The organism is Nocardia sp. NPDC058519 (genome assembly GCF_042719755.1).
Taxonomy (GTDB): Bacteria; Actinomycetota; Actinomycetes; order Mycobacteriales; family Mycobacteriaceae; genus Nocardia.
In genome coordinates, this window is sequence record NZ_JBHXNK010000003.1 from 84,001 (window position 1) to 101,205 (window position 17,205).

General features: G+C 64.3%; 13 protein-coding genes. 11 read left to right on the forward strand and 2 right to left on the reverse strand.

Translation table 11 applies throughout. From position 1 onward, the window contains the following. Nucleotides 1–27 precede the first annotated feature (27 nt). From nusG to rplA, 3 genes are all read left to right on the forward strand, one after another. A complete protein-coding gene (gene nusG, locus ACFWPK_RS04940) occupies nucleotides 28–849 on the forward strand; it encodes a transcription termination/antitermination protein NusG (protein ID WP_378913471.1) in 822 nt (273 codons plus the stop codon). Nucleotides 850–1,065: 216 nt separating this feature from the next. Beyond that, nucleotides 1,066–1,500 carry a 50S ribosomal protein L11 gene (gene rplK, locus ACFWPK_RS04945; RefSeq protein WP_063004011.1) on the forward strand — a complete coding sequence of 145 codons (435 nt, stop codon included), beginning with the start codon at nucleotides 1,066–1,068 and terminating at the stop codon, nucleotides 1,498–1,500. A gap of 81 nt (nucleotides 1,501–1,581) precedes the next feature. Continuing rightward, nucleotides 1,582–2,295 carry a 50S ribosomal protein L1 gene (gene rplA, locus ACFWPK_RS04950; RefSeq protein ID WP_266293661.1) on the forward strand — a complete coding sequence of 238 codons (714 nt, stop codon included), beginning with the start codon at nucleotides 1,582–1,584 and terminating at the stop codon, nucleotides 2,293–2,295. A 94-nt stretch (nucleotides 2,296–2,389) separates the two neighbouring features. On the opposite strand, the gene ACFWPK_RS04955 is transcribed toward rplA, so the two are convergent. After that, entirely contained in the window at nucleotides 2,390–4,012 is a 1,623-nt protein-coding gene (locus ACFWPK_RS04955) for an MFS transporter (RefSeq protein WP_378913236.1), read from the reverse strand. 418 nt (nucleotides 4,013–4,430) lie between these two features. On the opposite strand from ACFWPK_RS04955, the gene rplJ reads away from it, so the two are divergent. The 8 genes from rplJ to ACFWPK_RS04995 all read left to right on the forward strand — a co-directional run bounded on the left by rplJ (nucleotide 4,431) and on the right by ACFWPK_RS04995 (nucleotide 16,216). Continuing rightward, nucleotides 4,431–4,994: a 50S ribosomal protein L10 gene (rplJ, locus tag ACFWPK_RS04960; RefSeq protein ID WP_062988862.1), complete on the forward strand. Its 564-nt coding sequence runs from the start codon at nucleotides 4,431–4,433 to the stop codon at nucleotides 4,992–4,994. A 62-nt stretch (nucleotides 4,995–5,056) separates the two neighbouring features. After that, on the forward strand, nucleotides 5,057–5,440 hold the full coding sequence (gene rplL, locus ACFWPK_RS04965) for a 50S ribosomal protein L7/L12 (RefSeq protein ID WP_378913237.1): 384 nt from the start codon (nucleotides 5,057–5,059) through the stop codon (nucleotides 5,438–5,440). A gap of 231 nt (nucleotides 5,441–5,671) precedes the next feature. Next, the gene (locus ACFWPK_RS04970) at nucleotides 5,672–6,751 is read left to right on the forward strand and encodes an ABC transporter ATP-binding protein (RefSeq protein WP_378913238.1); all 1,080 of its coding nucleotides are present in this window, start codon (nucleotides 5,672–5,674) and stop codon (nucleotides 6,749–6,751) included. Between the two features lie 642 nt (nucleotides 6,752–7,393). Beyond that, nucleotides 7,394–10,894: a DNA-directed RNA polymerase subunit beta gene (locus ACFWPK_RS04975; protein WP_378913239.1), complete on the forward strand. Its 3,501-nt coding sequence runs from the start codon at nucleotides 7,394–7,396 to the stop codon at nucleotides 10,892–10,894. 105 nt (nucleotides 10,895–10,999) lie between these two features. Then, complete coding sequence (locus ACFWPK_RS04980; protein WP_378913240.1) at nucleotides 11,000–14,953, forward strand: DNA-directed RNA polymerase subunit beta'; 3,954 nt, start codon at nucleotides 11,000–11,002, stop codon at nucleotides 14,951–14,953. An 84-nt stretch (nucleotides 14,954–15,037) separates the two neighbouring features. Further along, nucleotides 15,038–15,238: a hypothetical protein gene (locus tag ACFWPK_RS04985; RefSeq protein ID WP_378913241.1), complete on the forward strand. Its 201-nt coding sequence runs from the start codon at nucleotides 15,038–15,040 to the stop codon at nucleotides 15,236–15,238. Next, nucleotides 15,235–15,642 carry a type II toxin-antitoxin system VapC family toxin gene (locus ACFWPK_RS04990; protein WP_378913243.1) on the forward strand — a complete coding sequence of 136 codons (408 nt, stop codon included), beginning with the start codon at nucleotides 15,235–15,237 and terminating at the stop codon, nucleotides 15,640–15,642. The genes ACFWPK_RS04985 and ACFWPK_RS04990 overlap by 4 nt, the downstream gene beginning before the upstream one ends. A gap of 229 nt (nucleotides 15,643–15,871) precedes the next feature. Next, the gene (locus ACFWPK_RS04995; protein ID WP_378913244.1) at nucleotides 15,872–16,216 is read left to right on the forward strand and encodes a hypothetical protein; all 345 of its coding nucleotides are present in this window, start codon (nucleotides 15,872–15,874) and stop codon (nucleotides 16,214–16,216) included. A 21-nt stretch (nucleotides 16,217–16,237) separates the two neighbouring features. Here ACFWPK_RS04995 and ACFWPK_RS05000 read toward each other — a convergent pair whose 3' ends face one another. After that, nucleotides 16,238–17,077 (reverse strand): formate/nitrite transporter family protein, encoded by an 840-nt coding sequence (locus ACFWPK_RS05000; protein ID WP_378913245.1) that lies wholly within the window; start codon nucleotides 17,075–17,077, stop codon nucleotides 16,238–16,240. Between the last annotated feature and the right edge of the window lie 128 nt (nucleotides 17,078–17,205).

Sequence of the window (17,205 nt, forward strand, 5' to 3'; positions counted from 1 at the left end):
GTGACGACACAGGAAGCGAGTGCCTCAGTGAGCACCCCGGAGAACGAAACCAACGACGAGTTCCCGGTTGACGACGCTGTCGTGGCAGAAACCGCCACCGACGAGGTCGAGGCCGCCGAGCCCGCCGATGCCGACGAAGCCGCCGCCGACGAGGTTGTCGTCGACGAAGCCGTGATCGAAGAAGTCGCCACCGAAGAAGACCCCGAGGCCGACCCGATCGAGTCGATGAAGACCAAGCTGCGCCGCGTGCCCGGCGACTGGTACGTCGTGCACTCCTACGCCGGCTACGAGAACAAGGTCAAGACCAACCTCGAGACCCGCGTGCAGAACCTCGGCCTCGAGGACTACATCTTCCAGGTCGAGGTACCGACCGAAGAGGTCACCGAGATCAAGAACGGCCAGAAGAAGAACGTCAACCGCAAGGTGCTGCCGGGCTACATCCTGGTCCGGATGGAACTGAACAACGAGTCGTGGGGCGCGGTTCGCAACACCCCCGGCGTCACCGGTTTCGTCGGCATGACCGGCGGTGGCCCCGGCGCCAAGCCGACCCCGCTGACCATCAACGAGGTCGTGAAGTTCCTGGTCCCGGCCGGTGCGCAGGCGCAGAAGAAGGCCGCCGCGGCCGCCGCCGGTGGTTCGGATGCCGGTAGCTCGGCTTCGGGCAAGCCCACCATCGAGGTCGACTTCGAGGTCGGCGAGTCGGTCACCGTCATGGACGGCCCGTTCGCGACCCTGCCCGCGTCGATCTCCGAGGTCAACGCCGAGCAGCAGAAGCTCAAGGTGCTCGTGTCGATCTTCGGTCGTGAGACCCCGGTCGAGCTGAACTTCACCCAGGTTTCCAAGATCTAAGATTTTCCACACTCGCGTCAACGGCACCGCTCACCGGCGGTGCCGTTGGTGTTTGCGCTGGTCGCCACCCGATTGCTAGGTCATGACCTATGTCAAGTAGAGTGTGATGGTTCGTGTTCTGACTTCCCCGCAGTACTTGTCGGGGCCTAGTCGTGCGCGGATACGAGGCTTACGGCAACCGTAAGGAACCGAACCCCAGAAAGCCAAGGAAGAAAGATGCCCCCCAAGAAGAAGAAGCTCGCCGGGATCATCAAGCTGCAGATCCAGGCCGGCGCAGCCAACCCGGCACCGCCGGTCGGCCCCGCGCTCGGTCAGCACGGCGTCAACATCATGGAGTTCTGCAAGGCGTACAACGCCGCGACCGAGTCGCAGCGTGGCAACGTCATTCCGGTCGAGATCTCGGTGTACGAGGACCGGACGTTCGACTTCAAGCTGAAGACCCCGCCTGCCGCTCGTCTGCTGCTCAAGGCCGCCGGTGTGCAGAAGGGCTCCGCTGAGCCGCACAAGACCAAGGTCGCCAAGGTCACCATGGACCAGGTCCGGGAGATCGCCAAGACCAAGGCCGAGGATCTCAACGCCACTGACATCGATCAGGCCGCGAAGATCATCGCCGGTACCGCGCGTTCGATGGGTATCACCGTCGAAGGCTGAGCGAATCCTCGCTCTGTGTGGGAGGGCCGGCCAGGCCCGAACAAACCACATCTGAACTCAGAAACTTAAGGACAGAAAATCATGGCAAAACGAAGCAAGGCGTACCTCGCCGCTGCTGAGAAGGTCGATCGCGACGCTCTGTACTCCCCGCTGGCCGCCGCGCGCCTGGCAAAGGAGACCGCGACCACCAAGACCGACGCGACCGTCGAGGTCGCCGTCCGTCTCGGCGTCGATCCCCGCAAGGCCGACCAGATGGTCCGTGGCACCGTCAACCTGCCGCACGGCACCGGTAAGACTGCCCGCGTCATCGTGTTCGCCGCGGGCGAGAAGGCTTCCGAGGCCGAGGCCGCGGGCGCCGACGCCGTGGGCGCCGAGGACCTGATCGAGCGGATTCAGGGCGGCTGGCTCGACTTCGACGCCGCGATCGCCACCCCGGATCAGATGGCCAAGGTCGGCCGCATCGCGCGTGTCCTCGGCCCGCGTGGTCTGATGCCGAACCCGAAGACGGGCACCGTCACCAACGATGTGACCAAGGCCGTCAACGAGATCAAGGGCGGCAAGATCAACTTCCGCGTCGACAAGCAGGCCAACCTGCACTTCGTCATCGGCAAGGCGTCCTTCGACGACGCCAAGCTGGTGGAGAACTACGGCGCCGCGCTGGACGAGATCCTGCGTGTGAAGCCGTCGACCGCCAAGGGTCGCTACGTCAAGAAGATCACGGTTTCGACGAACACCGGACCGGGCATCCCGGTGGACCCGAACCGCACCCGCAACCTCCTCGACGAGGATGCGTGAGCTTCGGCTGACAGCTAGCTCCTCCTGAGAGCAACCGCGAGGGTGGGAACGCAATGCGTTCCCACCCTCGCGGCGTTTGTTGCGGACTGTGCGGTCAGCTCTTGTCGATCGGTGGTTCGGGTGCCTTGTCCCGCCAGCCGAGCAGCACCGATTCACCGCTCTGCGGCTTCCACGGCAGGAAGACGGCCACGATCACCGCACACACCAGCACCGCGCCTGCGGCGACCAGCGAGGCCGCGTGCGCGCCCTGCAGCGTCGCGGACTTCATGGCCACGATCAGATTCTCGCGTTGTGTCTCGAGGAACGGCGTGAGCTCGCGTTTACGCAGTTCCAGCACACTGAGTGGACTCGCCTTGACCAGGCTCTTCTCGTTGTCGTTCATGATGCCCGCCGGGATCGCGTCGATTCGCGCGCCGATCCGGCTGGTGTAGTACGAGGCCACGATCGAGCCGAGCACCGCGACACCGAGGGTGCCGCCGATCTCGCGAGTCGTGTCGTTGACTGCCGAGCCCGCGCCGGCCTCGTTCAGTGGCAGCGAGGACATGATCGATTCGGTGGCCGGTCCCTGCACGATGCCAAGACCCAGCGCCATCAACACCATCGCGGGCAGCACGCCGATCACGTAGCTGCTGTCGACGGTGACCTGTCCACCCAGGTAGAGACCGGCGCCGATGAGTAGCAGGCCGATCACCAGCACCGCGGTGGTGCCGACCCGTTGCGCCAGCAGCGTCGCGACCGGTGCGCCGATCGCGACCGAGAAGGCGAACGGCAGTGAGGCGATACCGAATTCGAGTGGGGTGTATTCGCGCACGCCCTGGAAATACTGGGTGATCAGGAACAGGAAGCCGAACATCGCGAAGTAGCCGATGGCGATAGCCAAGGCGGGCAACGAGAATCGGCGATTCCGGAACAGCCGCATATCGAGAATCGGTGCGGTAGTGCGCAATTCCCAAGTGACGAAGGCCGCGAGCAGGACGGTGCCGAGCGCGGCGGTGCACAGCGTGGTGAGCGAGAGCCAGCCATTGTGCGGCGCTTCGATGATCGACCACACCAGCAGCGTGATCCCCGCGATCGAGAGCCCGATGCCGACCAGATCGAGCTTGCCGATCTGCTCGGCGCGCGATTCGGGCACCCAGATCAGCGTCGCGACCAGCGCGACCAGCGCCACCGGCACGTTGATCCAGAACACCGAATGCCAGCTGAAATGCTCGAGCAGCCAGCCGCCCGAGATGGGGCCGATGGCGATCGCGAACCCGGCCATCGCGGTCCATGCGGCGATGGCGAGTGCGCGTTCGCGCCGGTCGGTGAAGATGTTGATGATCAGGGCCAGGGTGGCGGGGAAGACCGCGGCGGCGAAGACGCCCATCGCGGCCCTGGCGACGATGACCTGTGTCATCGATTCGGCCAGTGCCCCGCCGACCGACATCGCCGCGATGCCGACCAGGCCGATGGTCATGATCCGGCGGCGACCGTAGCGGTCACCGAGATTGCCCGCGGCCAGCAGCAGGCCGGCGAAGGTGAGGGTGTAGGCGTCGACGACCCACTGCAGGCCGGAGACTACGGTACGTAGCTGGACGCCGATCGAGGGGAGGGCGACGTTGACGATGGTGTTGTCGAGCACCACGAGCAATTCGGCCAGACAGATGACGGCGAGCGCGAGAAACCGCTGCGAACGCCGGTCCAGCAGCACTGGTGGAGCGACTATGGAAGTTGCCATAGTCATGAAGTGAACCAGATTACTGTCACCGTTCGTAACACCTTCTTTGTAGGATCACTGCCACATCGCCGCAATGAAGTGGCCTGAGTCACAACGAATTCGGCCGAATCGGACTGGAGGACCCCGTTTTGGCAGATGGGGGTAGGTGCGGGTACAGTGGTCAACGGTCATGCGGGATGTGCATACATCCGGCGGAGACCACACCCATTCGTTCTACCGAAGACCGTTGGTCGTTGACGCCGAAATTTCACGGTGTCGATCGAAGGTCCGGCGACATTGCCGGCGACCCACGCAGGGAGAGCTGAGGCCGAAGTTATTTTTGCGCCCCGGTACGCCTTGCGTCCGGGGCGTTCGTTTTGTCGCCGGCCCCTGATTCGGTAGTGCACCAACGAAACCGACATCAGAGAGGAGGCGAAGTATGGCGAAACCTGAAAAGGTCACCGCTGTCGCGGAGATCGCGGAGCAGTTCAAGAACTCCACGGCCACTGTTGTCACGGAATACCGTGGCCTGTCGGTCGGCAAGCTCACCGAGCTGCGTCGTGCGCTCGGCGCCGACGCCACGTACTCCGTCGCCAAGAACACCCTGGTCAAGATCGCTGCCGGTGAAGCCGGTGTGGCGGGTCTCGACGAGCTGTTCGTCGGCCCGACCGCCATCACCTTCATCCAGGGTGAGCCGGTCGATGCCGCCAAGGCGCTCAAGCAGTTCGCCAAGGACAACAAGTCCCTGGTCATCAAGGGCGGGTACATGGACGGCCGCGCGCTATCCGTGTCCGAGGTCGAGCGTATCGCTGACCTCGACTCGCGCGAGGTGCTGCTGGCCAAGCTGGCCGGTGCGTTCAAGGCCAAGCCTTCGCAGGCTGCCGCCCTGTTCGCCGCTCCCGCTTCGCAGGTCGCCCGGCTCGCCCAGGCGCTGCTCGAGAAGCGCACGAGTGCCGAAGGCGCTCCTGCTGCCGAAGAAGCACCCGCGGCTGACGCCGAATAAGACATCTATTACCCGCCTCGGGGTGCGTATGCGCTGCGAGGTACACCACGAAAGGAACCACCATGGCAAAGCTGAGCACCGAAGAACTGATTGGCGCCTTCAAGGAGCTGACCCTGCTCGAGCTCGCTGAGTTCGTCAAGATCTTCGAGGAGACCTTCGACGTCACCGCTGCTGCCCCCGTCGCCGTCGCGGCCGTCGGTGGCGCTGCCCCGGCCGAGGCTGCCGAAGAGCAGGACGAGTTCGACGTCATCCTCGAGGGTGCCGGCGACAAGAAGATCCAGGTCATCAAGGTGGTCCGTGAGATCGTCTCGGGCCTGGGCCTGAAGGAAGCCAAGGACCTGGTCGAGGGCGCCCCGAAGCCGATCCTGGAGAAGGTCGCCAAGGATGCCGCCGAGGCCGCCAAGGCGAAGCTCGAAGAGGCCGGCGCCAAGGTTTCCGTCAAGTAATTCGGAACCAGTGCTGTTGTGAACGGGCGGTCCTTTCCGGGCCGCCCGTTTGCTATTTGTCCGGACATGCGAAAGTGATCCGGGTCGTAGGAACCGCGCGAGGTTACTCTTCAGTCATGAAGGGGTGTGCCCCGTCTCACTGATGGGTTACAGTGACCGGACCCACAGAGTCGTAGCGCACCGCCGTGATGTGAGCGCGCGGGAACGCGGGTGGGGTGCTCGCAGGGATCAATGGAGGTAGCAGTGGGCGTCGAGGTCAGGACCGAGGGTGTTACCAAATCCTTCGGTTCACAGCGAATTTGGCAGGACGTGTCGATCACGCTCCCTTCGGGTGAGGTCAGTGCGTTGCTCGGCCCTTCGGGTACGGGTAAGTCGGTGTTCCTGAAGTCGCTCATCGGTCTGCTGCGACCCGAGCGTGGGTCCATCTTCATCGATGGCACCGACATCATGACCTGCTCCAACAAGGAGCTCTACGAGATCCGCAAACTGTTCGGCGTCCTTTTCCAGGACGGCGCGCTGTTCGGCTCGATGAATTTGTACGACAACATCGCGTTCCCGCTTCGTGAGCACACGAAGAAAACGGAATCCGAGATCCGTCGCGTTGTCATGGAGAAGCTCGAGCTCACCGGTCTGCTCGGTGCCGAGGGCAAGCTGCCCGGCGAGATCTCCGGCGGTATGCGCAAGCGCGCCGGTCTGGCCCGTGCGCTGGTACTCGACCCGCAGATCATCCTCGTCGACGAGCCCGACTCGGGCCTCGACCCGGTGCGTACCTCGTACCTGGCGCAGCTGCTGCTCAACATCAACGCGCAGATCGATGCCACGATCCTGATCGTGACGCACAACATCAACCTGGCCCGTACCGTGCCGGACAACATCGGCATGCTCTTCCGCCGCAACCTGGTGATGTTCGGCCCCCGTGAGGTGCTGCTCACCAGCGAAGAGCCGGTGGTCAAGCAGTTCCTCAACGGTCGCATGATCGGCCCGATCGGTATGTCGGAGGAGAAGGACGAGGCGCAGATGGCGCGCGAGCAGGCGCTCGTCGACGCCGGTCACCACCACGGTGGCGCCGAGGAGATCGACGGCATCATCCCGCAGATGAAGGCCGAGCCCGGCATGCCCGCCCGCCAGGCCGTTTTCCGCCGCCAGGCGCGGGTGCGCGAGATCATCCACACCCTGCCGCACGCGGCGCAGGTGGCGATCCGCGAGTCGCTGGATTCCTCCGATGACACTCAGGTGATGGCGGCCTACGGTGGCAACGACCAGCCCACCGAAACGTTCAAGACGGTTCCGCACGGCCAGATCAACGGCTGAGCGACTTTTACGCCTCGGATGAGCCCCGGCCTACGGCCGGGGCTCTTCTGCGTGACGGGGCGGAAACAGCTGCTGACCGGCCGTCAGCCGGGTGGCGCGCACGGCGTGTCGCGAGTAAAATGACCGCGGCGCCGGGTGGGGGATCCCCAGCGCGCCAGGCGATCTCGCATCGCGAACAGACCTGCGCGCGCCACTTGACGAGGGGCCCGCAAACCGTCACCCTATTCACAGCAGCGTGAGCTGTTGAGGGGCATCAGCGCCAGCGAGAATTCGGCCCAGCGTCAGCTGACGAGGGCCGAGCGCCAGTTGAATAGAGAGCTCAGCGCCAAGTGAGCAGTCGGCTCGGGGGAGTCGGCAGCAGGGCGCAGCGGTGAAGGAACCCGACGCGGCCAGCGTCCAGGGCTTCGGCGCGTTATCCCGTGCGTGCGGTCACACGGATGGTATGTTGACACTCCCTTGTCTAGGGGTGTAAGTTTGGACGTTGCGCTGGCTGCCTCCTGTCCACACCTTGATTCGCACTCGAAAGTTCCACCCTTCCGGTGTTACTTCCGCTGCTGCTTGTTCTGGTTTCGTTCGGGCTGTAACCAGCGGAATTCGTAGCAGACAAGCGACGGTCGCGGACCACCACGCGACGCGCGTGAGGTGCTGGAAGGACGCATCTTGGCAGTCTCCACCCAGACCAAGGCTGGTATCCCCGGAGCCCCGTTGAGGGTTTCGTTCGCGAAGATCCGAGAGCCCTTGGAGGTGCCCGGACTTCTCGACCTACAAACGGACTCGTTCGCCTGGTTGGTCGGTACACCCGACTGGCGCGAGAAGGCAGCCGCTCGCGGCGACGTCGGTCTCGCAGGCGGCCTCGAGGAGGTGCTCGAGGAGCTCTCGCCGATCGAGGACTTCTCCGGGTCCATGTCCCTGTCGTTCTCTGATCCGCGCTTCGAAGAGGTCAAGGCCTCCATCGACGAGTGCAAAGAGAAGGACATGACCTACGCGGCGCCGTTGTTCGTCACCGCGGAGTTCATCAACAACAACACCGGCGAGATCAAGAGCCAGACGGTGTTCATGGGCGATTTCCCCATGATGACCGACAAGGGCACCTTCATCATCAACGGCACCGAGCGTGTCGTCGTCTCGCAGCTGGTCCGTTCCCCGGGCGTCTACTTCGATCACAACATCGACAAGACCACCGAGAAGGACCTGCACAGCGTGCGCGTGATCCCGTCGCGCGGCGCGTGGCTGGAGTTCGACGTCGACAAGCGCGACACCGTCGGTGTCCGTATCGACCGCAAGCGCCGTCAGCCGGTCACCGTGCTGCTCAAGGCGCTGGGCTGGACGACCGAGGAGATCGTCGAGCGTTTCGGCTTCTCCGAGATCATGATGTCCACCCTGGAGAAGGACAGCACGCCCGGCCAGGACGAGGCGCTGCTCGATATCTACCGCAAGCTGCGTCCGGGCGAGCCGCCGACCAAGGAGTCCGCGCAGACTCTGCTGGAGAACCTGTTCTTCAAGGAGAAGCGCTACGACCTGGCCCGCGTCGGTCGTTACAAGATCAACAAGAAGCTCGGCATCCACGTGCACGAGCCGGTGACCTCCTCGGTTCTCACCAAGGAAGACATCGTCGACACCATCGAGTACCTGGTGCGTCTGCACGCCGGTGACCGCACGATGACCGCCCCCGGCGGTGAAGAGGTCCCCGTCGAGATCGACGACATCGACCACTTCGGTAACCGTCGTCTGCGTACCGTCGGCGAGCTCATCCAGAACCAGATCCGCGTGGGCCTGTCCCGCATGGAGCGTGTCGTTCGTGAGCGGATGACCACTCAGGACGTCGAGGCGATCACGCCGCAGACCCTGATCAACATCCGTCCGGTTGTCGCGGCGATCAAGGAGTTCTTCGGAACTTCGCAGCTGTCGCAGTTCATGGATCAGAACAACCCGCTGTCGGGTCTGACCCACAAGCGCCGCCTGTCGGCGCTCGGCCCCGGTGGTCTGTCCCGTGAGCGCGCCGGTCTGGAAGTTCGTGACGTCCACCCGTCGCACTACGGCCGCATGTGCCCGATCGAGACCCCGGAAGGCCCGAACATCGGCCTGATCGGTTCGCTGTCGGTGTACGCGCGGGTCAACCCGTTCGGCTTCATCGAGACGCCGTACCAGAAGGTTGTCGACGGCAAGGTCACCGACGAGGTCAAGTACCTGACCGCCGACGAGGAAGACCGCTACGTTCGCGCGCAGGCCAACTCCCCGGTCGACGCCGAGGGCCGCTTCCTCGAGGAGAAGGTCCTCGTCCGCCGTGCGGGCGAAGAGGTCGAGTTCGTGACGCCGGCCCAGGTCGACTACATGGACATCTCGCCGCGCCAGATGGTGTCGGTCGCGACCGCCATGATCCCGTTCCTCGAGCACGACGATGCCAACCGTGCCCTCATGGGTGCGAACATGCAGCGTCAGGCCGTGCCGCTGATCCGTTCCGAGTCCCCGATCGTGGGTACCGGCATGGAGCTGCGCGCAGCCGTCGACGCCGGTGACGTCGTCGTGAACGAGAAGCCCGGTGTGGTCGAAGAGGTCTCGGCCGATTACGTCACTGTGATGGCCGACGACGGCAGCCGCAAGTCCTACCGGATGCGCAAGTTCAACCGCTCCAACCAGGGCACCTGCTCGAACCAGCGTCCGATCGTGGACGAGGGCGATCGGGTGGAGAAGGGACAGGTCCTCGCGGACGGCCCCTGCACCGAGAACGGTGAGATGGCGCTGGGCAAGAACTTGCTCGTCGCGATCATGCCGTGGGAAGGCCACAACTACGAGGACGCGATCATCCTGTCGCAGCGCCTCGTGGAAGAGGACGTTCTCACCTCGATCCACATCGAAGAGCACGAGATCGATGCCCGCGACACCAAGCTCGGTGCCGAGGAGATCACCCGGGATATCCCGAACGTCTCCGACGAGGTCCTCGCCGACCTCGACGAGCGCGGCATCATCCGCATCGGTGCCGAGGTTCGCGACGGCGACATCCTGGTCGGCAAGGTCACGCCCAAGGGCGAGACCGAGCTCACCCCGGAAGAGCGTCTGCTGCGTGCCATCTTCGGTGAGAAGGCTCGCGAAGTTCGCGACACCTCGCTGAAGGTGCCCCACGGTGAGTCCGGCAAGGTCATCGGCATCCGCGTGTTCTCGCGCGAGGACGACGACGATCTGCCTCCCGGTGTGAACGAGCTGGTCCGCGTCTATGTGGCCCAGAAGCGCAAGATCCAGGACGGCGACAAGCTCGCCGGTCGCCACGGCAACAAGGGCGTCATCGGCAAGATCCTCCCCATCGAGGACATGCCGTTCATGCCCGACGGCACGCCGGTCGACATCATCCTGAACACCCACGGTGTGCCCCGTCGTATGAACATCGGCCAGATCCTGGAAACCCATCTCGGGTGGATCGGTAAGGCCGGCTGGAACATCGACGTGGCCACGGACGGCACTCGCCCCGATTGGGCGGCCACGCTGCCCGAGGAGATGCTGGCCGCGCCCGCCGACTCGAACATCGCCACGCCCGTCTTCGACGGTGCCAAGGATGACGAGCTGACCGGTCTGCTCGCGTCGACGCTGCCCAACCGTGACGGCGAGCGCATGGTCGACGAGAACGGCAAGTCGACCCTGTTCGACGGTCGCTCCGGCGAGCCGTTCCCGTACCCGGTCGCGGTCGGTTACATGTACATCCTGAAGCTGCACCACCTGGTCGACGACAAGATCCACGCCCGTTCGACCGGTCCGTACTCGATGATCACGCAGCAGCCGCTGGGTGGTAAGGCGCAGTTCGGTGGTCAGCGATTCGGTGAGATGGAGTGCTGGGCCATGCAGGCCTACGGCGCGGCGTACACGCTGCAGGAACTCCTGACCATCAAGTCCGACGACGTGGTCGGCCGCGTGAAGGTCTACGAGGCGATCGTCAAGGGCGAGAACATTCCGGAGCCGGGCATTCCGGAGTCGTTCAAGGTGCTCCTCAAGGAACTCCAATCACTGTGCCTCAACGTCGAGGTGCTGTCTTCGGACGGCGCCGCGATCGAGATGGGCGGCGGCGAGGACGAGGATCTGGAGCGCGCGGCCGCGAACCTGGGCATCAACCTGTCCAGGAACGAAGCCGCCACCATCGACGATCTGGCGAACTAGGTGGTAAGCGGTGCGGTCGCTGTGGAAGCGACCGCACCGCGCACCGCGCTCGACAACTAGTGAACTTTTGCTCGAATTCGACCCGAATAGGGGAAAGGAAGTTACGTGCTAGACGTCAACTTCTTCGATGAACTCCGGATCGGCCTTGCCTCCGCCGATGACATCCGCCAGTGGTCTTTCGGCGAGGTGAAGAAGCCGGAGACCATCAACTACCGCACGCTCAAGCCGGAGAAGGACGGGCTCTTCTGCGAGAAGATCTTCGGTCCCACCCGGGACTGGGAGTGCTACTGCGGCAAGTACAAGCGCGTCCGCTTCAAGGGCATCATCTGTGAGCGCTGTGGCGTCGAGGTGACTCGCGCCAAGGTGCGTCGTGAGCGGATGGGCCACATCGAGCTGGCCGCTCCGGTTACGCATATCTGGTACTTCAAGGGCGTTCCGTCGCGCTTGGGCTACCTGCTCGACCTGGCGCCGAAGGATCTCGAGAAGATCATCTACTTCGCCGCCTACGTCATCGTCGGTGTCGACGAGGAGCTGCGTCACAACGAGCTCTCCACGCTCGAAGCCGAGATGGAGGTCGAGAAGAAGGCTGTCGCCGATCAGCGCGACGCCGACCTCGAGGCCCGCGCGCAGAAGCTCGAAGCCGACCTGGCCGAGCTGGAAGCCGAGGGCGCCAAGTCCGACGTGCGTCGCAAGGTCAAGGACGGCGGCGAGCGCGAAATGCGTCAGCTGCGCGACCGCTCGCAGCGTGAGCTGGACCGTCTCGACGAGATCTGGACGACCTTCACCAAGCTGTCGGTCAAGCAGCTCATCGTCGACGAGGTGCTCTACCGCGAGCTCGTCGACCGCTACGGCGAGTACTTCACCGGCGCCATGGGTGCGGAGTCCATCCAGAAGCTGATGGAGAACTTCGACATCAACGCCGAGGCCGAGAGCCTGCGCGAGACCATTCGCTCCGGCAAGGGTCAGAAGAAGCTGCGCGCGCTCAAGCGTCTGAAGGTCGTCGCGGCCTTCCAGACCAACGGCAACTCGCCCATGGGCATGGTGCTCGACGCTGTTCCGGTGATCCCGCCGGAGCTGCGTCCGATGGTTCAGCTCGACGGTGGCCGTTTCGCCACCTCCGACCTGAACGACCTGTACCGCCGCGTGATCAACCGCAACAACCGCCTCAAGCGACTGATCGATCTGGGTGCGCCCGAGATCATCGTCAACAACGAGAAGCGGATGCTGCAGGAGTCGGTCGACGCACTGTTCGACAACGGCCGTCGTGGCCGTCCGGTCACCGGACCGGGTAACCGCCCGCTGAAGTCGCTGAGCGATCTGCTCAAGGGCAAGCAGGGTCGTTTCCGTCAGAACCTGCTCGGCAAGCGCGTCGACTACTCGGGCCGTTCGGTCATCGTCGTCGGCCCGCAGCTGAAGCTGCACCAGTGTGGTCTGCCGAAGCTGATGGCGCTCGAGCTGTTCAAGCCGTTCGTCATGAAGCGTCTGGTGGATCTGAACCACGCGCAGAACATCAAGTCCGCCAAGCGGATGGTCGAGCGTCAGCGCGCACAGGTGTGGGATGTCCTCGAAGAGGTCATCGCCGAGCACCCCGTGCTGCTGAACCGCGCGCCCACCCTGCACCGCCTCGGCATCCAGGCCTTCGAGCCCCAGCTGGTCGAAGGCAAGGCCATTCAGCTGCACCCGCTCGTGTGTGAGGCGTTCAACGCCGACTTCGACGGTGACCAGATGGCCGTGCACCTTCCGCTGTCCGCGGAGGCGCAGGCCGAGGCACGCATCCTGATGCTGTCGTCGAACAACATCCTGTCCCCGGCGTCGGGTCGCCCCCTGGCGATGCCGCGTCTGGACATGGTGACGGGCCTGTTCTACCTGACCCGTCTCGACGAGAACGGTGTCGGCACCTACAAGGCCGCCGCCAAGGACGAGCCGGAGTACGGCGTGTACTCCTCGCCCGCCGAGGCACAGATGGCCGTCGATCGTGGCGAGCTGACCGTGCGGTCCACCATCAAGGTGCGACTGACCGAGCAGCGCCCGCCGCGTGATGTCGAGAGCGAGCTGTTCCCGGACGGCTGGAAGCGCGGCGAAGCGTGGCTGGCCGAGACCACTCTCGGACGGGTGATCTTCAACGATCTGCTCCCGGCGGACTACGCGTTCATCAACGAGCCGATGCCGAAGAAGCGTCAGGCCACGATCATCAACGATCTGGCCGAGCGCTACCCGATGATCGTCGTCGCGCAGACCGTCGACAAGCTCAAGGACGCAGGCTTCTACTGGGCCACGCGTTCGGGTGTCACCGTCTCCATGTCGGACGTGCTCGTTCCGCCGGAGAAGCCCGAGATCATGGAACGCTACGAGACCATGGCGGACCTGATCGAGAAGAAGTACCAGCGTGGTGCGCTCGATCACCAGGAGCGCAACAACGCCCTGGTCAAGATCTGGCAGGAAGCCACCGAGGAAGTGGGCGCCGCGCTGCGTACCCACTACCCGCCGGACAACCCGATCATCACGATCGTCGACTCCGGTGCGACGGGTAACTTCACCCAGACCCGTACCCTCGCGGGTATGAAGGGCCTGGTGACGAACCCGAAGGGTGAGTTCATCCCGCGTCCGATCAAGTCCTCGTTCCGTGAGGGCCTGACCGTGCTCGAGTACTTCATCAACACCCACGGTGCTCGTAAGGGTCTGGCCGACACGGCGCTTCGTACCGCCGACTCGGGTTACCTGACCCGTCGTCTGGTCGACGTGTCGCAGGACGTCATCGTCCGCGAAGAGGACTGTGGCACCGAGCGCGGCATCCTGGTGCCGATCGCGGAGAAGCTGGCCGACGGCACGATCATTCGTGACGCGCACGTCGAGACCTCCACCTACGCCCGGACCCTGGCGTCCGACGCGGTGGATGCCAAGGGCAACGTCATCGTGGCGAAGGGCGCCGACCTCGGCGACCCCGCGCTGGAGGCGCTGCTCGAGGCCGGTATCACCGAGGTGAAGGTCCGCTCCGTGCTGACCTGCACCACCGGCACCGGTGTCTGCGCCACCTGCTACGGCCGTTCGATGGCCACCGGCAAGCTGGTCGATATCGGCGAGGCCGTCGGCATCGTCGCGGCCCAGTCCATCGGTGAGCCCGGTACCCAGCTGACCATGCGTACCTTCCACCAGGGTGGTGTCGCGGGCGACGACATCACCGGTGGTCTGCCGCGTGTTCAGGAGCTCTTCGAGGCCCGTGTCCCCAAGGGCAAGGCGCCGATCGCGGAGGTCTCGGGTCGGGTGCGTCTCGAGGACGACGACCGCTTCTACAAGATCACGATCATCCCTGATGACGGGTCGGAAGAAGTCGTCTACGACAAGCTCTCGAAGCGTCAGCGTCTGCGGGTGTTCAAGCACGACGACGGCTCCGAGCGTCTGCTGGCCGACGGTGACCACGTGGAGGTGGGTCAGCAGCTGCTCGAGGGCGCTGCCGATCCGCACGAGGTGCTGCGCGTGATGGGTCCCCGTCAGGTGCAGGTCCACCTGGTCCACGAGGTCCAGGAGGTCTACCGCTCGCAGGGTGTGTCGATCCACGACAAGCACATCGAGGTCATCGTTCGCCAGATGCTGCGTCGTGTGACGATCATCGATTCGGGTGCGACCGAGTTCCTGCCCGGTTCGCTCACCGAGCGCGCCGAGTTCGAGAACTCGAACCGTCGCGTGGTGGCCGAAGGCCGCGAGCCGGCTTCCGGCCGTCCCGTGCTGATGGGTATCACCAAGGCGTCGCTGGCCACCGATTCGTGGCTGTCGGCGGCCTCCTTCCAGGAGACCACCCGAGTGCTGACGGACGCGGCCATCAACTGCCGCTCCGACAAGCTGATCGGCCTGAAGGAGAACGTGATCATCGGTAAGCTCATCCCGGCCGGTACCGGTATCAACCGTTACCGCAACATCCAGGTGCAGCCGACCGAAGAAGCCCGTGCCGCGGCGTACGCGGTGCCGTCCTACGACGACACCTACTACTCCCCGGACAGCTTCGGCTCCTCCACCGGCGCAGCAGTGCCGCTGGACGACTACGGCTTCAGCGACTACCGCTAGTCCGTGAACATGGACGCCCCGCTCCTACCAGGGAGCGGGGCGTTCGTCGTCCCGGGGTCACGCGACTTCGGTATCGTTGGACTCATGACCGCGGCCTATGATCACTACCCGGAGCTGCACCGTCTGGTCGAACAACTCCGACCCGAGACGGCCCCTGCCGCGCGCGAAGCATTGTTGCGGCTGGTCAAGGACAACGCGCCAGATCGTTTGGCGGCGCTGCCGTCCTTCGACGGTCCGGAAGATCTCAGCGAGCGTATGGACGACGATCTGTTCGATGCACAGTGACACTCATCGTCGACGCGAATGTGCTTGTCGCGGTGATGAACCGCAAGGACAAACGGCACGCCGAGATGAAGGCGTTCCTGTCATCCAGAACCGATGACTTTGTCGTGACGCCTTATATCGTCGCTGAGGTGACATATCTCCTGCAGAAGTACGCTGGAGCTGAAGCCGAGATTCAGTTCATGGAGACGGTGCGTGACGCGCTCTTCCGCGAGGAATTCGACTCGGCGGACTCAACCCGAATCGTCGAGTTGATGAAGCAGTTCGCCGACTTCCCGCTCGGAGCGGCCGACGCGTCGGTGATCGCTGTCGCCGAGCGCCTACACATTCGCGACATCGCCACAGCCGACCACCACTTCCGTGCCGTCCGCACGGCGGGCCTTGACTACCTCAACGTCGTTCCCTGATCTGGCAGCGTGTTCCCTTTTCAGTCACTCGGCTCGTGCCGCTGCGTGCGCGGTGCCGTCCTACTACGACACCTACTACTCCCCGGACAGCTTCGGCTCCTCCACCGGCGCAGCAGTGCCGCTGGACGACTACGGCTTCAGCGACTACCGCTAAGCAATAGGTAGGCAACAGATTGTCGGCCCCCGCTCTTTCGAGAGCGGGGGCCGTTTTCGTGCGTACAGTCGCTGTGTGAAGTCTCAGATAGTCGTCGTCGCGCTCGCGGTGATCGGTGTGCTCGCGTCGGCGTTCACCGCCTATCAAGTCGCCACCAGCGTGATGTCGGACCAGGTAGTAGTCAGCTGCCGCCCGGACCCTGGCAGGTCGTACTGCGTGTACCACCGAACAACGCCAGGGCTGCTGGCCACCGAGTACGTGATCCATGTCGGAATCGCGCCCAATCGCGGCTTGTTCTACGAAATTCCCTACCCCGCAGGCGACGTCGCAGCCACCTGGAATCCGGACACCGCCCTCCTGACGATCATGATGCCGGGTACGGAGCTGAAGATCGCAGAAGCGGAGTACCGCGACCGGTAGTGGTCGCCTTCTCGGCGAACTTCATTCCGCCACAACGGAGTCTGCGGGTTCGGGTTGCCGGCGGGACGGGGCGGTGCGGGCGTGGGTGGCGTAGAGGGTCAGGCCGACGAAGGTGAGGCCGCCGACGAGGTTGCCTACGACGGTGGGGATTTCGTTCCAGATGAGGTAGTCGGCGAGGGAGAAGTCGCCGCCGAGGAGGAGGCCGGAGGGGAAGAGGAACATGTTGACGATGGAGTGTTCGAAGCCCATGTAGAAGAACAGCATGATGGGCATCCACATCGCGATCACCTTGCCCGACACCGAGGTCGACATCATGGCGGCGACGACGCCGGTGGAGACCATCCAGTTGCACAGCACGGCGCGGATGAACAGCGTGAGCATGCCCGCACCGCCGTGTTCGGCGTAGCCGAGCGTTCGGGATTCGCCGATCTCGCCGAGCTTCTCGCCGACGGCGCTGGGGTCGACGGAGAAGCCCATGGTGAGAATGATGGCCATCATCACCGCGACGGTGAACGCCCCGGCGAAGTTGCCGACGAAGACCAGCCCCCAGTTGCGCAGCATCGCGCGCACGGTGACACCGCGGCGCTTGTCGATCAAGGCCAGCGGTACCAGCGTGAAAACGCCGGTGAGCAAGTCGAATCCGAGCAGGTAGAGCATGCAGAACCCGACGGGGAAGAGCACGGCTCCGAGCAGTGGTTCGCCGGTGTTCACGGTGATGGTCACCGCGAAGGCGGCGGCGAGGGCGAGGATCGCACCCGCCATGTAGGCGCGGATCACGGTGTCGCGGGTGGACATGAACGCCTTGGCTTCGCCCGCGTCGATCATCTTCTCGACGAAGTCCGCCGGTTTGAGATAGGACATGAAAACCCCTTCGTAGTTGCTCTGGCTCAGGAGTTTTCGCTGTCGAGGTTGCCGCGCGATCACCGGAGGTTGCCCTCGCGTAAATAGTGGTATTCCACTATGGCGGGGAGTGGTTCGAGATGGCAGGC

What these genes read in the sequence shown, in the direction of transcription:
- rplK (WP_063004011.1), top strand. Translation starts at nt 1,066, where the DNA reads ATGCCCCCCAAGAAGAAGAAGCTCGCCGGGATCATCAAGCTGCAGATC.
- rplA (WP_266293661.1), top strand. Translation starts at nt 1,582, where the DNA reads ATGGCAAAACGAAGCAAGGCGTACCTCGCCGCTGCTGAGAAGGTCGAT.
- ACFWPK_RS04955 (WP_378913236.1), bottom strand. Translation starts at nt 4,012, where the DNA reads ATGGCAACTTCCATAGTCGCTCCACCAGTGCTGCTGGACCGGCGTTCG.
- rplJ (WP_062988862.1), top strand. Translation starts at nt 4,431, where the DNA reads ATGGCGAAACCTGAAAAGGTCACCGCTGTCGCGGAGATCGCGGAGCAG.
- rplL (WP_378913237.1), top strand. Translation starts at nt 5,057, where the DNA reads ATGGCAAAGCTGAGCACCGAAGAACTGATTGGCGCCTTCAAGGAGCTG.
- ACFWPK_RS04970 (WP_378913238.1), top strand. Translation starts at nt 5,672, where the DNA reads ATGGAGGTAGCAGTGGGCGTCGAGGTCAGGACCGAGGGTGTTACCAAA.
- ACFWPK_RS04985 (WP_378913241.1), top strand. Translation starts at nt 15,038, where the DNA reads ATGACCGCGGCCTATGATCACTACCCGGAGCTGCACCGTCTGGTCGAA.
- ACFWPK_RS05000 (WP_378913245.1), bottom strand. Translation starts at nt 17,077, where the DNA reads ATGTCCTATCTCAAACCGGCGGACTTCGTCGAGAAGATGATCGACGCG.